The sequence below is a fragment of the Kurthia sp. ISK08 genome, from assembly GCF_046159805.1.
GTDB lineage: Bacteria > Bacillota > Bacilli > Bacillales_A > Planococcaceae > Kurthia > Kurthia gibsonii.
Genome location: NZ_JBJXHL010000001.1, coordinates 345857 through 365011 on the forward strand (window position 1 = coordinate 345857; position 19155 = coordinate 365011).

17 protein-coding genes are annotated in these 19155 nt (G+C 38.3%); 1 reads left to right on the plus strand and 16 read right to left on the minus strand.

All coding sequences use genetic code 11. The features are described from left to right. Positions 1–16: 16 nt before the first annotated feature. The 5 genes from recG to ACKVQX_RS01675 form a co-directional block, all read right to left on the minus strand. Positions 17–2065, minus strand: coding sequence for an ATP-dependent DNA helicase RecG (gene recG / locus ACKVQX_RS01655; protein WP_409135964.1), 2049 nt, complete (start codon positions 2063–2065; stop codon positions 17–19). Continuing rightward, the gene (sdaAA, locus tag ACKVQX_RS01660) at positions 2058–2954 is read right to left on the minus strand and encodes an L-serine ammonia-lyase, iron-sulfur-dependent, subunit alpha (protein WP_087682436.1); all 897 of its coding nucleotides are present in this window, start codon (positions 2952–2954) and stop codon (positions 2058–2060) included. Before sdaAA ends, recG begins: the two co-directional genes overlap by 8 nt. A gap of 12 nt (positions 2955–2966) precedes the next feature. Then, positions 2967–3629, minus strand: coding sequence for an L-serine ammonia-lyase, iron-sulfur-dependent subunit beta (gene sdaAB, locus ACKVQX_RS01665; protein WP_068454981.1), 663 nt, complete (start codon positions 3627–3629; stop codon positions 2967–2969). A gap of 255 nt (positions 3630–3884) precedes the next feature. Beyond that, positions 3885–5519: a DAK2 domain-containing protein gene (locus tag ACKVQX_RS01670; protein ID WP_409135965.1), complete on the minus strand. Its 1635-nt coding sequence runs from the start codon at positions 5517–5519 to the stop codon at positions 3885–3887. Positions 5520–5537: 18 nt separating this feature from the next. Continuing rightward, on the minus strand, positions 5538–5900 hold the full coding sequence (locus ACKVQX_RS01675) for an Asp23/Gls24 family envelope stress response protein (RefSeq protein WP_068454983.1): 363 nt from the start codon (positions 5898–5900) through the stop codon (positions 5538–5540). A 363-nt stretch (positions 5901–6263) separates the two neighbouring features. On the opposite strand from ACKVQX_RS01675, the gene rpmB reads away from it, so the two are divergent. Then, entirely contained in the window at positions 6264–6452 is a 189-nt protein-coding gene (gene rpmB, locus ACKVQX_RS01680) for a 50S ribosomal protein L28 (RefSeq protein WP_068454984.1), read from the plus strand. 55 nt (positions 6453–6507) lie between these two features. Here rpmB and ACKVQX_RS01685 read toward each other — a convergent pair whose 3' ends face one another. Genes ACKVQX_RS01685 through coaBC form a run of 11 tightly spaced genes read right to left on the minus strand, consistent with a single transcriptional unit; the run spans position 6508 to position 19121 of the window. Then, positions 6508–7164: a thiamine diphosphokinase gene (locus ACKVQX_RS01685; protein ID WP_068454986.1), complete on the minus strand. Its 657-nt coding sequence runs from the start codon at positions 7162–7164 to the stop codon at positions 6508–6510. After that, on the minus strand, positions 7161–7826 hold the full coding sequence (gene rpe / locus ACKVQX_RS01690; RefSeq protein ID WP_068454988.1) for a ribulose-phosphate 3-epimerase: 666 nt from the start codon (positions 7824–7826) through the stop codon (positions 7161–7163). The genes ACKVQX_RS01685 and rpe overlap by 4 nt, the downstream gene beginning before the upstream one ends. Positions 7827–7828: 2 nt before the next feature. Next, positions 7829–8710: a ribosome small subunit-dependent GTPase A gene (gene rsgA / locus ACKVQX_RS01695; protein WP_336663118.1), complete on the minus strand. Its 882-nt coding sequence runs from the start codon at positions 8708–8710 to the stop codon at positions 7829–7831. Between the two features lie 18 nt (positions 8711–8728). Further along, entirely contained in the window at positions 8729–10699 is a 1971-nt protein-coding gene (pknB, locus tag ACKVQX_RS01700) for a Stk1 family PASTA domain-containing Ser/Thr kinase (protein WP_409135966.1), read from the minus strand. Next, positions 10677–11447, minus strand: coding sequence for a Stp1/IreP family PP2C-type Ser/Thr phosphatase (locus tag ACKVQX_RS01705; RefSeq protein ID WP_068454997.1), 771 nt, complete (start codon positions 11445–11447; stop codon positions 10677–10679). The genes pknB and ACKVQX_RS01705 overlap by 23 nt, the downstream gene beginning before the upstream one ends. Before the next feature lie 14 nt (positions 11448–11461). Then, on the minus strand, positions 11462–12574 hold the full coding sequence (rlmN, locus tag ACKVQX_RS01710) for a 23S rRNA (adenine(2503)-C(2))-methyltransferase RlmN (RefSeq protein WP_068455000.1): 1113 nt from the start codon (positions 12572–12574) through the stop codon (positions 11462–11464). A 57-nt stretch (positions 12575–12631) separates the two neighbouring features. Then, positions 12632–14053, minus strand: a complete 1422-nt coding sequence (gene rsmB / locus ACKVQX_RS01715; RefSeq protein WP_409135967.1) for a 16S rRNA (cytosine(967)-C(5))-methyltransferase RsmB — start codon at positions 14051–14053, stop codon at positions 12632–12634. Continuing rightward, on the minus strand, positions 14050–14991 hold the full coding sequence (fmt, locus tag ACKVQX_RS01720) for a methionyl-tRNA formyltransferase (RefSeq protein WP_409135968.1): 942 nt from the start codon (positions 14989–14991) through the stop codon (positions 14050–14052). The genes rsmB and fmt overlap by 4 nt, the downstream gene beginning before the upstream one ends. A gap of 2 nt (positions 14992–14993) precedes the next feature. Further along, positions 14994–15491: a peptide deformylase gene (gene def / locus ACKVQX_RS01725; RefSeq protein WP_068455006.1), complete on the minus strand. Its 498-nt coding sequence runs from the start codon at positions 15489–15491 to the stop codon at positions 14994–14996. A 19-nt stretch (positions 15492–15510) separates the two neighbouring features. Beyond that, positions 15511–17919 carry a primosomal protein N' gene (gene priA / locus ACKVQX_RS01730; protein ID WP_409135969.1) on the minus strand — a complete coding sequence of 803 codons (2409 nt, stop codon included), beginning with the start codon at positions 17917–17919 and terminating at the stop codon, positions 15511–15513. Then, on the minus strand, positions 17916–19121 hold the full coding sequence (coaBC, locus tag ACKVQX_RS01735) for a bifunctional phosphopantothenoylcysteine decarboxylase/phosphopantothenate--cysteine ligase CoaBC (RefSeq protein WP_409135970.1): 1206 nt from the start codon (positions 19119–19121) through the stop codon (positions 17916–17918). Before coaBC ends, priA begins: the two co-directional genes overlap by 4 nt. Between the last annotated feature and the right edge of the window lie 34 nt (positions 19122–19155).

The following is a 19155-nucleotide window of genomic DNA, read 5'->3' on the forward strand; positions in this document are numbered from 1 at the left end:
CCTAACATTCTCTCGCTTAATCAATTCGTTCGCCTTCTAAAATACCAGATGATTCAATCACACGACGTAATGGTGCATAAGCTTCTTCTTGCCAAAAAGCTTCAGAAGCTACAAAGTTTGTTGCATCTTGTCTTGCCGTTTCAAGCGCACGATAGTCATGTACTAAGTCTGCTACTTTGAATTCTGGTAAACCACTTTGTTTACGTCCGAAGAAATCCCCTGGTCCACGTAACTCTAAATCTTTCTCAGCTAATCTAAAACCATCTGTCACTTCAACCATGGAAATCATACGTTCTTTACCCTCTTCGCTTTTTGGATCAGCCAGTAAAATACAATAAGATTGATGTTCTCCACGCCCTACACGTCCTCGCAACTGATGGAGTTGCGCTAAACCAAATCGTTCAGCATCGTAAATGACCATAAATGTTGCGTTTGGAACATTCACACCAACTTCGACAACGGTTGTAGAAACTAATACATTAAGTTTTCCTTCACTAAACTCACGCATCACAGCATCTTTTTCTTCTGATTTCAAACGCCCATGCATGAGCCCTACTTCGTATTGTCCATGGAATACCGTTGCAAGTTGTTGATAGACATCCACCGCATTTTGCACATCAAGCTTATCTGATTCTTCAATTAAAGGACAGATGACATATGCTTGTCTTCCCGCTTGTAATTCATGTGCCATCTTTTGTAGGACTTGATTAAATTGTTCATGCTTCACCCAATTGGTCTCAATTTGTTTTCGACCTGCTGGCAATTCATCAATAATCGATACATCCATCTCGCCAAAAGCAGTAATCGATAATGTACGTGGAATAGGTGTTGCTGTCATAAAGAGAACATCGGGATTATCACCCTTCTCTTTTAAAATGCGACGCTGTTCCACACCAAAACGATGCTGCTCATCTGTAATGACTAAGCCGAGACGATTAAAAATAACAGTTGGTTGAATTAACGCATGCGTTCCCATGAGAATGTCAATTTCTCCACTTTCTAAGCGACTTAAAATCTCACGACGCGCTTTCGCTTTTGTGGAACCTGTCAATAATGCTAGTCTTACACCGAAAGGTTCAAGCCACATCGCTAAATTTTCTGCATGCTGTTCTGCCAAAATTTCAGTTGGAGCCATTAATGCACCCTGGAAACCTGCTGTAACAGCGGCATAGAGCATGGCTGCTGCTACGACTGTTTTACCCGAACCAACATCACCTTGAAGTAGACGATTCATTCGGTGAGGTGTACGTAAATCGGTACAAATCTCATTAACAACGCGTTTTTGCGCACCTGTTAATTCATATGGTAGTGAATCAAAAAATTCACGTAATTTTTCTACATCATACGCAATAGCAATACCTTTTTCGTCTTCTTTACGCGTTTTACGAAGTGCTTGAATTTTCAATTGAAAATGAAGTAATTCCTCGTAAACAAAACGTCGTCTCGCTTGTTTTGTATCTTGGAGTTGTTTTGGAAAGTGAATACCTTCGAGTGCTTGTTGAATTGTTTGTAAACGATACTGTTCTAGTAATTCAGTAGGTAGTGTTTCTTCTATATAACAGCCATATTGGTCGAGCGCCTGTCGCATGAAATGTCTAAATTTCGTCTGCGATAATTTGCCCTTCACACTATAAACAGGTTCAAAATCAGCTTGTTCATCTTTTGTACCGAATGTAATCTTCGTGCCATTAATCACTTGGCGACCTCGGTCCCATTTTCCCGTTACAGTGACCGTCATACCTGGCTCTAATTTGTTTTTCAAATAACCTTGATTAAAAAATACGACCTTAATTAAATGTCGACCTGCTAACATTTGTACTTGTAGCCGCGATTTTTTATGACCTAAAAATAAGACAGTTGGGACGCTTTCAATACGCCCCTCCACTGTCACACGTTCATTATGCGGTGTTTCTGCTAGGTCTTTTAATCGAAAATCTTCATGACGATAAGGGAATGTCCAAATTAAATCTTCAATCGTATGGACATTCATTTGTTCTAGTTGTTCAGCTACTGCCTTTCCGACACCATTCAATTCAGTAACTGATTGTGTTAATTCGTTAGCCACGACTCGCTGTTGCTGCTCCGAAAATACGTTTTTCTAACCATTTACCTGTTGGTGTCGCTGCTAATCCGCCCTGTGCTGTTTCACGTAAAGCGACAGGCATCGTTTGACCGATTTTATACATCGCATCAATCACTTCATCTGTTGGAATACGACTTTCAACACCTGCTAAAGCCATATCGGCTGCGACCATCGCATTCGCTGCACCCATCGCATTACGTTTAACACATGGTACTTCAACTAAACCTGCTACTGGGTCGCAAACAAGACCAAGCATATTTTTTAAAGAAATTGAAAATGCGTGTGCACTTTGTTGTGGTGTACCGCCAGCCATTTCCGTAATTGCTGCTGCTGCCATCGCTGCCGCTGAACCTACTTCAGCCTGACAACCACCTGCTGCACCTGAGATCATCGCGTTATTTGCAACCACTTGACCGAATGCTCCTGCAGTAAATAAGAAGCGAATCATTTCTTCACGCGTTGGGTTTAATTTATTTTTTACCGCAAAAAGTGTACCTGGTACAACACCAGCTGATCCTGCTGTTGGTGTTGCACAAATTGTCCCCATTGCTGCGTTCACTTCATTTGTTGCAACCGCTTTACTCACTGCATCTAATAAAAAATCACCCGAAAGTGCTTTACCTGTCTTCATGTAATTTTGAATTAAGACCGCATCATTTCCTGTTAAGCCTGTTACAGATTGAACACCTTTTAGTCCCCGTTCAACTGCAGCTTCCATAACTTCTAAATTACGGCTCATTTGTTCCATGATTTCTTCACGTGTACGTTCTGAGACAATTATTTCTTGCTCGATCATAATTTCAGAAATCAATTTATTTTCTTTTTCTGCGCGCTCAACTAAATCACGCACATTACGAAATAGTACTTCCATTATGAACGCCTCCTAATTTTTAATTCTCGTCACTTTTGTGATGTTTGGTAATAGTTCAATTTCAGCTAATATTTCTGGTGATACATTTTGGTCTACTTCAATGACCATTAAAGCCATATTGCCACGCTCTTTACGAGATACTTCCATATGTCCAATATTAATCGCATATTTTGCTAAACATACTGCAACATTTGCTACTGTACCTGCTCGGTCTTCATGTACAACTAAAATTGCAGCCATCCCGCCTGACATGCGTAATGGGAAACCATTCAGTTCAGCAATCTCAATCGAACCGCCACCAATAGATACACCGACCATACTCATTTCTTTTTCACCATCACCAATTTCGATGCGTGCTGTATTGGGATGTTCCACACTGCCTGTTTCAGGAATAAATTCAAATGTTAAACCTAAGCGCTCAGCTTCTTCAAATGATGTTTTAATGCGCTCATCATATGTATCGTAGTCAAGCAAACCACCAATAATTGCAACATCTGTTCCATGTCCTTTGTATGTTTCAGCAAATGATCCATAAAGATGGATTTTTGCCCATGTTGGCTGTTTGCCAAATAAATCTCTTGCTACACGTCCTATGCGAGCTGCTCCTGCTGTGTGTGATGAGGACGGTCCAATCATAACGGGTCCGATTACGTCAAAAACCGATGTGAACTTCATAATTTTTCCTCCTTACATGTCTATTCTCTTACTCATATTACAACATATGCACTTAAAACCCAAACAATTTAGACAAATCCAGTCTTAAAAATCTGGTTTTTTCTATACTTTTCGCTATTATGTGCAGTTTTTTTACTTTTTCAGACTATTCAGTTATGTTTTTTAATTTTTAAATATCACTTATTTTTGCGAAGAATGAAGAATACAAAGGAGGAATCGCACAATTGCACGATTCCCCCTCTGATTTCGTTCATTTTATTCTACTGAGAAAATAAATGGATAAAGTGGTTGTTTTCCATCATGTACTTCCACTTCAACATCTTCATAATTTTCTTCAATGTATGAAACAACTGCTTCTAGTTGTTCTTCATCTACATCTTCACCATGAATAACTGTAACGATTTCAGCATCTTCATCTACCATTGTATCAATGATATGTTGTGCTGCCTCTTGTAAAGAAGGTGTTGCTTTGACAATCTTACCTTCTTCCATAGCCATAAAGTCATCTTTATGAATTTCCACACCGTCAATTGATGTATCACGTACAGCAAATGTGATTTGACCTGTTTTTACTTCTTTCATTGCTTGAGACATTGTTTGTTGGTTATCTGCAACAGAAGCTTCTGGATTAAATGATAGTAACGCTGTTAATCCTTGTGGAATTGTTTTTGTTGGCACAACAGCAGCTTCAATCTCTAATAGCTCTGCCGCTTGTTCTGCTGCCATGACAATATTTTTATTGTTCGGTAAGATTAATACTTTTTCAGCACCAATCTCTTGAACTGCTTTTACAATATCTTCTGTTGAAGGATTCATCGTTTGTCCGCCTTCAATTACATAAGAAGCACCCATGCTTTCGAATAAAGCTTTAATTCCCTTACCCATCGCTACTGTTACAACAGCATAAGGCACTTTTTTAACGGCTTTATGTTCTTCGCCTACAATCGCTGTATGTTGTAAACGCATGTTATCTACTTTAATTTTTACAAGGCTACCGTATTGGTGACCATATGAAATGACTTCACCAGGTGTTTCAGAGTGAATGTGAATTTTCACAACTTCATCATCTGCAATCACAAGTAAAGAGTCTCCGAAGTGACTCATATCTTCTCGGAATTTTGCTTCATCAAATGGTTTTTTATCATCTTCAAAACGAACCATGAATTCAGTGCAATAGCCATAAACGATTTCAGATGTATCCATGAAATCTTGTACTGTATGGTGTTCTGCATTAATTAGGTCGTCCATTGACTTCATTTCTGTTTTAGCTGGTAGCGCTTCACCTTTTAAGCTTGCTAAAAAACCTTCATAAACGAATAGAAGACCTTGACCGCCACTATCAACTACGCCTACTTCTTTTAAAACAGGTAGTAATTCTGGTGTTTGATTTAAAGCATCTTGTGCAGCTACAACGATTTCTTCCATTAACTGAATTAAATCATCTGTTTGTTCAGCAGATTTGACTGCTTGCTCTGCTGCTAAGCGTGCTACCGTTAAAATTGTACCTTCTACAGGCTTCATAACAGCTTTATATGCTGTATCTACACCATGTTGGAATGCTTGTGCAAATTGCTTTGCATCTAAAACATCCTCTTGTTCTACTGCTTTACCGAATCCACGGAAAAGCTGAGATAAAATAACACCAGAGTTACCACGAGCGCCCATTAATAAGCCTTTTGATAATGCTTGTGCAGTTTTTCCAATACTTGCATTTACTTTTGCGGCTGTTTCTTTTGCACCAGATGTCATCGATAGGTTCATATTTGTACCTGTATCACCATCTGGTACTGGGAATACGTTTAGTGCATCTACATAGTCTGCATTTTGAGATAAGTGATGCGCACCCATTTGTACCATTTCCGCAAATTTTATTCCGTCTAATGACTTCATTTGAATAAGTTCCTCCTCTTACACGTTCGCTACACGAACACCTTGCACATAAATATTAACTGAGCTTACTGACATACCAATTGTTTGATCGAGCGTATATTTTACTTTTGATTGCACTTGATATGCGACCTCAGAGATTTTTGTTCCATAACTAACAATGACATACATATCTACGTGTAGTTCTTCTCCTGATTGACGCACAACTACACCTCTAGCAAAATTCTCTTTACGCAAGATATCTGTTAAGCCATCGCGTATTTGATGTTTACTAGCCATTCCTACAATTCCATAACACTCGATTGCTGCGCCGCCTGCAATTTGTGCCACAACGTCATTTGAAATCTCGATGTTACCGAATTCATTTTGTAATTCTACTGACATGATTTTGCCCCCTGAATTAAAAATTAACTAATGTCATTGTACCCTTTTTTTCAATCATTCAACAACTTCTAGACATACAGTGACTATTATACATCACTAAATACTATATATTAAGCTTATTCATACAGAACGTAAAGTAATTTCTAAAAAAACAAGACGTTCGTCACAATTTATGCTACAGAAAATGGATATTGCTTGGAAAAGGGAAGAAGTTTTGAATTTTTTTTAGGTGTAAAGGTTTTTTTCTTGAAAGGCTGCGAAAATCAGTTGCAATGTAATATCGTGTATGTTAAATTATTAAAGTATGTGAAATATCGAAGTGAAACATGAACTTTCAACTTCTTATAATAGGAGGGAAATAATATGCCAAAACAATGTGTAATTACTGGACGTAAAGCGCGTACTGGTAACAACCGTTCTCACGCTATGAACTCTAGCAAACGTACTTGGGGTGCTAACCTACAAAAAGTTCGTATCTTAGTTGATGGTAAACCGAAAAAAGTATGGGTTTCTGCTCGTGCTTTAAAATCTGGTAAAGTAGAACGCGTTTAATTCTATTTAAAAAAGGAAGTCACTCTGCTGAGCGACTTCCTTTTTTGTGGTCTTTTTAAGCATCTTTACTTTGAATCATCAAACAAGTCCCTTTTGTGAACGTTGCTGTCGCAAAGTCTGCTAAAATTTCGTTACTTGTAAAACGACTTGAACCAATCGGGATATCTAAATCTGTCGTTTCATACTTTACACCACGTAAAGTCATTTTTTCAACTGCTTCTCCAAATGGATAGAAAGATAAATAATCATATGATGCATCTTTTGTAATTTGATGTGTACCTGCAAATAAAAACTGTAAACGATTCGTTTTATTCATAATATAAATCGGCGTTTGCGGAAATTGTTTTTGCATACGATATACTGTGTGTAGATTCGATTCATAATGATCTAAACGTCCACCTGTCACGCCTGTTACGTAAATACATGTTGGTGAAAATTCTAACGCTTTTAAGATGGCTAGTTCAGTATCTGTTTCATTCTTTTCAGCTTGAAAACCCTCTATCTCCTGAACACTCTCTTTTACAGTAAGCCACTCTTCTTTCGTCATCGAATCAAAATCCCCTACCGCTGCGTATGGCGTAATTCCTGCTTCTAATAAAGTGATGGCCCCATGGTCTGCACCGATGTATAATATATCTTCATGCGCAAAAAGGAAATCGTCTAAAACGATTTCCTCTGTTGGACCACCTGCTACAACATAGGCAATGGTCATTTGATTGCGTCTTCTCCTGCTTTTAAAATTGATTGTAACGCTGTTTGACGGTCTTCTTTACCGAAAATAGCCGAACCTGCTACAAAGATTGTTGCTCCCGCTTCTGCACATGGTACAATTGTTTCTGCAGTGATTCCACCATCAATTTCAATTTCTACATCTAAATTACGTTGTTTAATCATATATGATAATTCAGCAATTTTCGGAACAACTGAATCGATGAACTTTTGACCACCAAAACCTGGGTTTACAGTCATCAATAAAACAAGGTCAATATCTTCTAACACATGTTTAATTGTCTCAATTGGTGTATGTGGGTTTAAAACAACGCCTGGCTTTACGCCGTATGAACGAATTAATTGAATCGTACGGTGTAAATGACGACAAGCTTCTACGTGTACTGTAATATATTCTGCTCCTGCTTTTGCGAACTGCTCAATATATTGGTCTGGGTTCTCAATCATTAAATGTACATCTAATGGTAAGTTTGTATAAGGTTTGATTGCATCCATAACAAGCGAACCAAATGAAATATTCGGTACGAAATGTCCGTCCATTACATCAATGTGTAATAATGTTGCTCCTGCTGCTTCTACTTCTCTTACTTCTTCACCTAACTTCGCAAAGTCTGCTGCTAAAAGTGATGGGGCGATTTTAATCATCCTTAATACCTCGGCTTTCTATCGATAATTTCTTGTAAAAATTGAAGGTAATGCTCATAACGGCTTGCTTCAATTTCTCCAGATTCTACTGCGTCTTTTACAGCACATTTTGGTTCTTTTACGTGTAAACAACCTCTAAATTTACATGCTTCTGATGTACGTTGAATCTCAGGGAAGCATCCTGTTAACTCTTCCTTCTCAATTGTATCAAAATCGAATGAACTAAATCCAGGTGTATCTGCTACTAACCCACCAGCTACTTCAATTAACTCAACATGACGCGTTGTATGCTTACCACGTCCTAAGTGTTCTGAGATAATCCCTGTCTTTAAATCCAGCTCTGGCATAAGTGTATTTAATAACGTAGATTTTCCTACCCCCGATTGACCTGCTAAAACCGTTGTACGATTTGCTAGTAAAGGCGTAATCTTATCCAATAATGAAGAATCATCTTTAAATGTCGTCATCACATCATAACCAATGGTCTCATATTGTTTTTGATAACTTTGAATTGCAGCTACTTCATCTTCTTCTAATAAATCCATCTTTGTTAAAAGAATAACGGGTTGCACGTGGAAAGACTCAAGTACAACTAAAAAACGATCTAATAAAATTGTATTAAAATTAGGTTCTTTAACAGAAAAAACTAGAATTGCTTGATCGACATTTGAAATGGGCGGTCGTACAAGTTCATTTTTCCGTTCTTCAATTTCCATAATTGTCCCGTCATTGTTACCTTCTACTTCGTATGTGACGAAGTCTCCAACAAGAGGAGTAATTCCACGCTTACGAAATACACCACGTCCTCTTGTTTGAATGACTTGTCCATCATCATACACATAATAAAAACCACTAAGTGCTTTTCGAATTTGGCCTGTTGCCATACAGCACCTCCCTATTTGTTATACATCATCATATTCAATTGTTTCTTCATATTCAACTTCACCGTCAATTAATACTTTATACGATGCATTTTTACCTTCTTCAATTTCAAGTGTAATGCGTTTTTCCATATCATCTTTAATACGGAATTCTTGCGCTACCTTATCTCCGTTATGTGTACGATCTTGTAAATAGATTTGAACGACTTGATAACTCGCTTCCTGTCCGTTCTCATCTTCTTCAGGGTCAAAATCAAGATCAAGTTTCTTCATGTAAAGTTTTACTGGTTTTTCTTTTTGACCTTTCGAAAGTACTACATTGATTGTTGAACCTACTTTTAACGTCGTACCCGCTTCAATATTTTGCGACATCACTTTTCCAGCTTCTAGATTTTCTGAATAATCTTCACCAGTGATTTTAATATTAAAGCCTGATGAATCTGCATAGGTTTTAAGTGCCGCTTCATCAAATCCAATGAGATTCGATACGACATTTTGTTTTTCACCTTGACTAATTGTTAAAACAACATTTGTTGCACTTGGCACAATTTTTTTACCTGCTGCAGGTGTATGTTTAATAACGTCATCATACTCCTCTGTTGAATATGCTTTTTTAACCGTTACTTGTTTAAAGCCTTTTTTCTCTAGTAATGTTTTCACTTGATCTACATTTTTACCTGTATAATCTTGCATCGCTACTTTTTCTTTGCCCGAACTTACGATTAAATTAACCTCTGTGCCCTTTTTAAGCTTTGAACCTGCTTCTGGATCTGTTCCGACAATGTCCCCCTCTTTGACAGTATCAGAGGTTTGCGCTGTTTGTGTGCCAATTGTAAAACCAGCAGTTTGTAGTGAATCAATCGCTTCGTCTAATGTTGCATTTTGAACATCAGGTACTTCAACATTTTTACCTGTTATAATACTCGGATTCATGAATAAAACGAGTCCAATTGCAATAATAAGAGCCAAAATAGTTAATGTAACATACAAACCTTTTTTCTTTTTCTTCTTTTTCGGTGTTACTTCTTTTGTCGGTTCAGGTGATACAGCGATTGTTTTTTCTAAATCTTCATCTTGTGGAATAGGACGTTCTTTAATCGCAGGCATCGCTCGTGTTGCATCATGATCTTCTGGAATCATGAATTTTGGTTCGTGTATACGCTCAGGCGATAAAACTGTTTCTAAATCTTCGTGCATCTTTTCCACAGTAAAATATCGATGTTGTGCATCTTTAGCTGTTGCTTTTAAAACGACATTCTCTAAACTCTGTGGAATCGTCGGTACAATCGCTCGTACAGACGGTGTTTCAGACTGTAGATGTTTGAGTGCAATTGATACAGCTGACTCACCAGAGAACGGTAATTCACCTGTTAATAATTCATACAATACAATACCGAGTGAATAAATATCAGACTTCTTTGTCGCAATACCACCACGCGCTTGTTCGGGTGATAAGTAATGTACAGTTCCTAAAACTGAATTTGTCTTTGTAAAGGATGTAGCAGTCAATGCCATCGCAATACCAAAGTCCGTAATCTTCACATTACCTTCTTCATCCATTAAAATATTTTGCGGTTTAATATCGCGATGAATGATTTGATTTTGATGCGCCATCGCAATTGCTGACGTCAATTGCTTCATAATTTCAACGCTGCGTGCTGGCTCTAACGGTGCATATTGCGTGATGTATTGCTTCAATGTCATTCCTTTAACATACTCCATCACAATATATTGAAGCCCCTCTTCTTCTCCTACATCATAAATACTAACAATATTTGGATGATTTAAGCTTGTAGCAGATAATGCTTCACGTTGAAAACGTCGATGTGCTTCTTCTTCATTACTAAAGTTATTATGTAGAATCTTAATTGCTACATCTCGATTTAAAATCATATCGTGTGCTAAATACACATTCGACATACCGCCGCCACCAATTACTTCTAAAAGTTTATAGCGACCATTAATTCTCTTACCTATCAGCAACTTCGGCACCTCCATCTCCTAGAGGCTGTGCAAGGATAACAGTAATATTATCTTCACCACCATGATCGTTTGCCAGCTGCACTAATTCTTTTCCTTTTTCGTCGATTGATTGCCAAGAGGTAATGACTTTATGTAATGCTTGCTGATTTACTTTATTCGTTAAGCCATCTGAACAAATGAGTAAATATTCGTTCGGCTTAAATGTATATTCATAAAAATCAGGTTCAATTACATCTTCTGTGCCTAATGATTTAATAATATAGTTCTTTTTCGGATGCGTTTCAGCTTCTTCTTCACTAATTTCACCACTATCGACTAAAACATTCACATACGAGTGATCTCGTGTAATCATTTCAATCGTTTCGTCATCAATATGATAGGCACGACTATCGCCAACATGACAAATAGACGCTTCATTTCCTACAATTACAGCAGCAATTAGCGTCGTTCCCATACCTGTACAATTTTCGTGTGTCATCGCATATTGATATACGTGACGGTTCAAATCAACAACTGTTTCAAAGAGCCAATCTTTACGATTTGCTGCGGTTGAAAATTCGTCGTCATTGACTTGTTCAAATCTTTCTTTAAAACCTTCTACAGTTAATGTACTGGCAACATCCCCAGCATTATGTCCACCCATGCCATCTGCTACGATGGCTAGGTGGATTTGATTATTGCTGCGGGAAATGACAGTTGCGCGATCTTCATTGACTGACCTTCTTTGCCCGATATCACTTTCAACGGTATACCTCACAACTTTCACCTCATTTAGTGTGCAGTTTCTTCTGTACGTTCTTGTGCACGTAATTGACCACAAGCAGCGGCAATGTCTGAACCTTGTTCACGACGAATTGTTACATTAATTCCACGATCTTTTAAGGCTTTTTCAAAAGCAAAAATACGGTTACGTGATGTACGGATATAATCACGTTCTGGTACATAGTTAATCGGAATTAAATTCACATGACATTTTACATCTTGGATTAAGTCAGCTAATTCGTTCGCAATTTCAACTGAGTCGTTTTGTTCAGACATTAAACCATACTCAAAACTTACACGACGACCTGTTTTTTGCGTGTAATATTTTACAGCTTTAATCAGTTCATCTAATTTATAAGCTTTTGCGATTGGCATTAATTTTTGACGTGCTTCTTGGTTTGGTGCGTGCAATGAAACTGCAAAATTAATTTGTAATTCTTCATCTGCAAATTCATAAATTTTTGGTACGATTCCTGAAGTTGATACAGTGATGTGACGTGCACCAATATTTAATGATTGTTTATGGTTAATAACACGTAAGAACTGCATCATATTGTCGTAGTTATCAAATGGTTCACCAATCCCCATAATAACAATACTTGATACGCGTTCATCTACTTCGTCTAATTGACGTTGTACTTTAACAACTTGTTCGATAATCTCGCCTGCTAATAGATGACGTTTTAGCCCACCTAGTGTTGAGGCACAGAATGTACAACCGATACGGCAACCTACTTGTGTAGTTACACAGATTGAATTTCCGTAATTATGGCGCATTAATACCGTTTCGATTGAATAACCATCTTGTAATTGGAATAGGAATTTAATCGTACCGTCTGTTGATTCTTGTTTTACTAATGTTGTTAATGTACTTAATTCAAAGTTTGCAGCTAATTTATCACGTAGACCTTTTGATAAATTCGACATCTCTTCAAACGTACCGACACGCTTTACATATAGCCAATCATAGATTTGTTTCGCGCGGAATGCTTTTTCACCATTGGCTTTTAACCAATCTTCTAATTGCTCTGGTAAAAGAGAATAGATCGATTCACGTAAGACTGGTTTTTCTTTTTTTACACGTTTTGTTTCTGTTACTGGTTTTAAATTTTCTTGTTCCACTGTTGGAATCTCCTAACGTTTTGGCTTAGAGGTATTATAACCTGTTCAGCACTTCATTTATGCTTTTTTCTCAAAGGCTGCTACAAAAAATCCATCGCTATTAAAATCTTGTGGGAATACTTGCATCATGCCTGTTTCACGTAATTCCGTTAAGGCTTTTGGTGCATTTACTACCGGCGCAAGTACAAGGTCTGGATGCTTCTCTAAGAAAGCTTCTACCGTTCCATTGTTCTCTAGTTTGTCTATTGTACATGTACTATAGACCATCTTACCGCCCACTTTTAATAGTTCATATGCTGATTCTAATAAATCAAGTTGAATCGCATGTAATGAAGCAAAATCTGCTTCACTTTTTGTATATTTAATATCTGGTTTGCGACGAATAACGCCTAAACCACTACATGGCGCATCGACTAAAATACGATCAAACGACTCTTTTTCAAAAGCTTCGGTCGCTTTTCGTCCATCCATTACTTGTGTTTGAATGATTGATAAACCAAGACGATCTGCATTTTGCTGAATTAACTTCATCTTATGCTGATGTAAATCCGTCGCAATGAGTTCACCTTCGTTATTCATCTTCTCTGCAATATGCGTTGTTTTCCCACCAGGAGCTGAACACATATCATATACACGCATGCCTGGTTCGACATCTAGTGCATATGCTGGAATCATCGAACTCTCATCTTGAATCGTAATGACACCATCTTTGAATGCTTGTGATTTTGCCGGTTGTCCCTCTACAATGTGTAAACATTCTGGAATAGTTTGACTACGGCGTACTGCATATTTTTCTTCCCATAATGTTTCAAGACCTTTTGTCGTGTCTGCTTTCGTTGCATTGACACGTACAGTTTGTAATGGCGGGAAGTTATTCTCGATTAATAAGTCTTCGGTCTTTTCTACACCGAATGCATCGATATAACGACGAACTAACCATTCTGGGTGGCTTGTTTCGATTGAAATACGTGTTGCCACATCTTCAATTTTTGTCGTATCTTGTACACCTTCACGTAAAATAGAGCGTAAAATACCATTCACTGTTGCACTGACACCGCGATGTCTCGCACGATGTTTAGCAATCTCAACCGCTTCATTTACAGCCGCATGGTCTGGAATTTTGTCTAAATACACAATTTGGTATAAAGAAAGACGTAATAACCAACGAACCCAGTCATCTAGTTTACCACGAACATACGGTTCAAGATAGTAATCAAGTGTCATTTTATATTGTAATGTACCGTAAGTTAGCTCGGTTAAAAGACCGCGATCTTTTGCATCAATTTTATATTTTTCAATTGTTTGGTGTAACAAAAGGTTACTATAGGCTTGATTTTGATCAACAGCGAGTAAGATTGTTAACGCTGCATCACGTACATTGCCATCCCAAATAGCTGGTTTACCTTTTTTTGCTTGTGCGCCTTTATTTCCGTTGGCTGCTTGACGTGCACGCTTTTTTTCTGTTTTTGCTTTACTCATTCAAAGTGATCCCCAATCTCCAATTTCGACCCTACACCATTTAAATAATTGACTGCTGGCATCGCTTTTTTTCCTGCTGGTTGTAATTCTAAAATATCAATCGCTTGTCCTTCACCTGTTGCCACCGTAAAGAATTTTTTCGATTTTGAAATGACCGTACCTGGTTTTTCATCCGTTGTTTGCTCTGAAGGCTTTGTTGCCCAAATTTTCACATTCTCACCGTTTAATGTTGTATAAGCAACCGGCCATGAGTTTAATCCACGTACTTGGTTGAAAATTGTACGCGCTGATTTTGTCCAGTCGATGCGCTCTTGTTCACGTGAGATATTTGAAGCAAACGTCACTTGTGACTCATCTTGCACAATACGTTCATTCGTACCTGCGATAATCGTTGGTAATGTTTCCTTTAATAAATCGCGCCCAACGATACTTAATTCATCGAACAATTGCTCCGTTGTATGCGTATCGTGAATTGGAATTGCTTTTTGTGAAATGATATCACCTGCATCTAACTTTTCAGCCATATACATAATCGTTACGCCTGTTTCTTGTTCACCATCCAATACAGCTTGGTGAATAGGTGCGCCACCACGATATTTCGGTAATAATGAGGCATGGACATTAATACAACCAAGCTTCGGTGCATCAAGTAATGCTTTCGGTAAAATTTGGCCGAATGCAGCTGTTACAACTAAGTCTGCACCTAAGTCAATAATCTGTTGTAATTCTTCTGAACCACGTAATTTTTCTGGTTGAATAACCGGTAAATCAAGCTCAACTGCCGCTGCTTTTACAGGCGGTGGTGTTAACACCCGTTTACGACCAACAGGACGATCTGGTTGTGTGACAACTGCTTTAATGTCATAATCTTCTGCATGGAGCATCTGTAAAATTGGCACAGAAAATTGAGGTGTTCCCATAAATACAATCGATGTCATATTTATTCTTCCTCCTCTGCATAAAGTGCTTCAAGTTCTTCTTCCGTTAAGATACGTGTAATTTTCGAATCGAATAGTACACCGTTTAAATGGTCAATCTCATGTTGTAAAACACGTGCATCATAGTCATATGCTTCGATTTCAAATAGATTACCATTGCGATCTTGCGCTTCTACACGAATTCCATTAGAGCGTTCTACTTCGCCAAATAATCCTGGGAAGCTTAGGCATCCTTCTACATCAACATTTGTATCAACTGAGTACTCGACAATTTCAGGGTTGACGATTTCTAAAATCTCACGTTCTTCCCCAATTTCAAGTACAGCTGCTTTAATGCCTTCATTCACTTGTGGCGCGGCAATTCCTACACCATCTGAATCAACCATTGTCTCATACATATTATCTAAAAGCGTCGCTAATTTTTCATCAAATTGTGTTACTTCTTTTGCAGGTGTTGTTAAAACATCTGCTGGATTTTTAATAATTGGTAAAATAGCCATTGTTTCCTCTTTTCTACTGCTAGATGGATGTCGGGTCTAAATCGACGGTCATTAGAACACCTTTCTTCATCCAATCTGTACGGTATATCTTAATTAATTGTTTTAATACATCATGTAGTTGTGGTTCTCTTTTATATTTTATCAAACATTGATAACGATATCTATTTTGTATTCTGCTAATGGAAGCAGCAGTTGGACCAATAATTTGTACTTGGTTCGATAGATGCTGCCCAATATATTCATGTACTAAAGACGCATACTCTGCTGCAAGCATAACATCTTCATGGCTCACCTGAATTAAGACGACATAATAATACGGTGGATATGAAAAACGACGTCGAATGCGCATCTCTTGTTCATAAAAAGGTTCAAAAATTTGCTCTTTTGCTAGTTCAATCGCGTAGTGTTCTGGTTCATACGACTGAATGATCACCTCACCTTGTAATTCATGTCGACCTGCACGTCCACTTACTTGTGTGAGTAATTGATACGTTTTTTCTGCTGCTCTGAAATCTGGTAAACGAAGTGATGTATCTGCACTCATAACACCGACTAATGTAATACGCGGAAAATCCAAACCTTTTGCAATCATCTGTGTCCCGAGTAAGATATCTGCCTTCCCTTCACCAAAATCATTCAGCAAACGTTCATGCGCACCTTTTTGACGTGTCGTATCCACATCCATTCGAATAACGCGTGCTTCTGGGAACACTTTATAAATCTCACTCTCAATTTTCTGTGTACCCGTTCCAAAGAAGCGAATATGTTCACTTTGACATTCTGGACATTCGGTCGGAACAGGCTTTTCATCACCACAATAATGACATTTTAACTTTTCACTACTTCGGTGATATGTCATGGAGATATCGCAGTTGTCACATTGAACAACTGTACCACAATCACGACATAAGACGAATGAAGAAAATCCGCGTCGATTTAAGAACAAAACAATTTGTTCTTTTTTCTCTAACCGTTCTCTTATAGCATCTGCTAATGCTCTTGAGAACATCGAGCGATTCCCTGTATGCAATTCTTCACGCATATCTACGACTTGGACAGTCGGTAATGCTTGTGTTTTTGCACGTTGTTTCAATGTTAATAGATGATACACACCTTTTTGCGCGCGTGCAAAACTCTCTAATGCAGGTGTTGCACTTCCTAAAATAACAGGACATTGATAGTGCATACCACGCCAAATGGCTACATCGCGTGCATGATATCTCGGCGTATCTTCTTGTTTATATGTTGTTTCATGTTCTTCATCGAGTATGAGTAAACCGATATTCGTAAACGGTGCAAAAATTGCCGAACGAGCTCCTACTACTACTTTCACTTCACCACGTTGCATTTTTCGCCATTCATCGTATTTTTCGCCTTGTGATAAACCACTGTGCATGACTGCCACAAGTTCACCAAAACGCGCGCGAAATCGTTCTGTCATCATCGGTGTAAGTGAAATTTCAGGTACGAGTACAACCGCTTCTTTTCCTTGATCGAGTGCATGTTGAATCGCACGCAAGTAGACTTCTGTCTTCCCACTACCTGTAATGCCATGTAGTAAGAAGGTCTCTGGTTGCTGTTCATTCATTTTCTCTGTAATCGCATCGAGCGCCACTTGTTGCTCATCCGTAAGTTGCAAAGCATAAGAAGGCGTAATCTCCTGCGTAAAAGGGTCTCGGTATAGCTCTTCTTCAACAAAATTCCCAACACCTAATTCCACAAGTGCTTTTTGAACAGAAGCGGATATAAAAATTTCATCTGCTAGGTATTGTGGTAAAAAACGCTCACCCACATGTTCCATACACCATTCAATCGCTTGCTTTTGCTTGCGTGCGCGATTAGAAAGTTCCTCATGTTTTTGCTGTAAAAAAGTAAGGTCTGCATGTACTTCAAACTTACGAATTGATTTAATACGCCCTTGTTGCTTCACAACCGTCACAATTTGTACTTGTTTAGACTTCACTGCTTTTTTCAATTCAAGTAAGAGTGCTTCTGTTTCAAATAACTTATACGGAACACGCATCTTCTTCGTAAAATGAGCTTGTAAAGACGGTGGTAACATGGATACTTCTACTAAACATTCCACTTGTTTTTCATATTTTGCTCTCAGTGCAGATGGTAGCATTGCTTGTAGTGCGTCAATTTCATAGCAAAGTGTCTGCTTTGTCATCCACTTCGCCATCTCTAACATTTCCTCTGTTAAAACAGGTTCTAAATCAAGTAATGTGGAAATCGACTTCATCTTATTCGATGCAATATCTGTCTCCTCTGTTACAGAAATGACAAAGCCAAGTACATCGCGATGCCCAAAAGGTACTTTCACACGACTACCTGGCTCAATTAATGATTCCATCTGTTTGGGCACTTCATAATCAAATGGTCGGTCGACTGGATACGCCGCAACATCGACAATGACTTGTGCAATCATTTCATCTGGCCTTCTCGTTCTAAAATATGCAAGAGGAGTTGTTTTGCTAATGCTTCTTTTTGAAGAGACGGGAAGCTTTTCACATAATCACCATGTCCAACGAGTGTCACCGTATTTTCATCTGTTCCAAAACCGCGGTCAGTTTGTGATACATCATTCGCTACGATATAGTCTGCATTTTTCTTTTGTAGTTTACCTTGTGCATAATGAAGGACATCATTCGTTTCAGCCGCAAAACCAATCAATAATTGATGCGTCTTTTTCTCGCCTAATGTTTTTAAAATATCGGTTGTTCGCTCAAGTTCAATAACCGAGTCGCCTTCTTGCTTCTTCATTTTTTGATTCATTGCATTTTTCGGACGATAGTCTGCCACTGCGGCTGTTTTAATCGCTAAATCACTTTGTTCATAGACAGATAATACCGCTTGTAGCATATCTTCTGCACTCTCCGCTTGAACAACGGTCATTCCTGTTGGTTCAGGTAAATCTACAGGCCCTGAAACAAGTGTTACATCAGCTCCTAAATCACGCGCTGCTGTCGCCATCGCATAGCCCATCTTACCAGATGAAAAATTCGTTAAATAACGTACAGGGTCAATTCGTTCACGTGTTGGTCCTGCTGTTACGACAACTTTTTTTCCTTTTAAAGGCTGTTCTTTTGGTTCAAAAAACTTTGACACAAGTGCTGTAATTTTTTCAGGTTCTTCTAAGCGCCCTTTTCCAACATAACCACATGCAAGATACCCCTCAGATGGCTCAATAAATGAATAGCCATCTTGTGCTAAACGGTCGATATTACGTAGTACAGCTGGATGGTCATACATGTGAACATTCATCGCTGGTGCAATCCATACAGGTGCAGTTGTTGCTAGTAATGTCGTCGTAATCATTTGGTCCGCAATACCATTTGCTAACTTGCCAATCATATTCGCTGTCGCTGGTGCAACTAATACGAGATCAGGCCAATCTGCTAAATCAATATGTGCAATGACAGATGAGTCTTTTTCGTCAAATGTATCATAAAAAACATCATTTTTACTCATGACTTGAAAACTAAGTGGTTGTACAAATTCCATTGCGGATTCTGACATGATGACTTTCACTTCTGCTCCAGCTTGCGTCAGTTTACTAACAAGTGCGACTGCCTTATAAACAGCAATACCACCTGTTACACAGAGCAAAATCTTTTTATTTGTTAACATATGCTTATCTCTCCTCTATGCACAATCTATCCTA

What these genes read in the sequence shown, in the direction of transcription:
- sdaAA (WP_087682436.1), bottom strand. Translation starts at nt 2,954, where the DNA reads ATGGAAGTACTATTTCGTAATGTGCGTGATTTAGTTGAGCGCGCAGAA.
- sdaAB (WP_068454981.1), bottom strand. Translation starts at nt 3,629, where the DNA reads ATGAAGTTCACATCGGTTTTTGACGTAATCGGACCCGTTATGATTGGA.
- ACKVQX_RS01670 (WP_409135965.1), bottom strand. Translation starts at nt 5,519, where the DNA reads ATGAAGTCATTAGACGGAATAAAATTTGCGGAAATGGTACAAATGGGT.
- ACKVQX_RS01675 (WP_068454983.1), bottom strand. Translation starts at nt 5,900, where the DNA reads ATGTCAGTAGAATTACAAAATGAATTCGGTAACATCGAGATTTCAAAT.
- rpmB (WP_068454984.1), top strand. Translation starts at nt 6,264, where the DNA reads ATGCCAAAACAATGTGTAATTACTGGACGTAAAGCGCGTACTGGTAAC.
- ACKVQX_RS01685 (WP_068454986.1), bottom strand. Translation starts at nt 7,164, where the DNA reads ATGACCATTGCCTATGTTGTAGCAGGTGGTCCAACAGAGGAAATCGTT.
- rpe (WP_068454988.1), bottom strand. Translation starts at nt 7,826, where the DNA reads ATGATTAAAATCGCCCCATCACTTTTAGCAGCAGACTTTGCGAAGTTA.
- rsgA (WP_336663118.1), bottom strand. Translation starts at nt 8,710, where the DNA reads ATGGCAACAGGCCAAATTCGAAAAGCACTTAGTGGTTTTTATTATGTG.
- rsmB (WP_409135967.1), bottom strand. Translation starts at nt 14,053, where the DNA reads ATGAGTAAAGCAAAAACAGAAAAAAAGCGTGCACGTCAAGCAGCCAAC.
- fmt (WP_409135968.1), bottom strand. Translation starts at nt 14,991, where the DNA reads ATGACATCGATTGTATTTATGGGAACACCTCAATTTTCTGTGCCAATT.
- def (WP_068455006.1), bottom strand. Translation starts at nt 15,491, where the DNA reads ATGGCTATTTTACCAATTATTAAAAATCCAGCAGATGTTTTAACAACA.
- priA (WP_409135969.1), bottom strand. Translation starts at nt 17,919, where the DNA reads ATGATTGCACAAGTCATTGTCGATGTTGCGGCGTATCCAGTCGACCGA.
- coaBC (WP_409135970.1), bottom strand. Translation starts at nt 19,121, where the DNA reads ATGTTAACAAATAAAAAGATTTTGCTCTGTGTAACAGGTGGTATTGCT.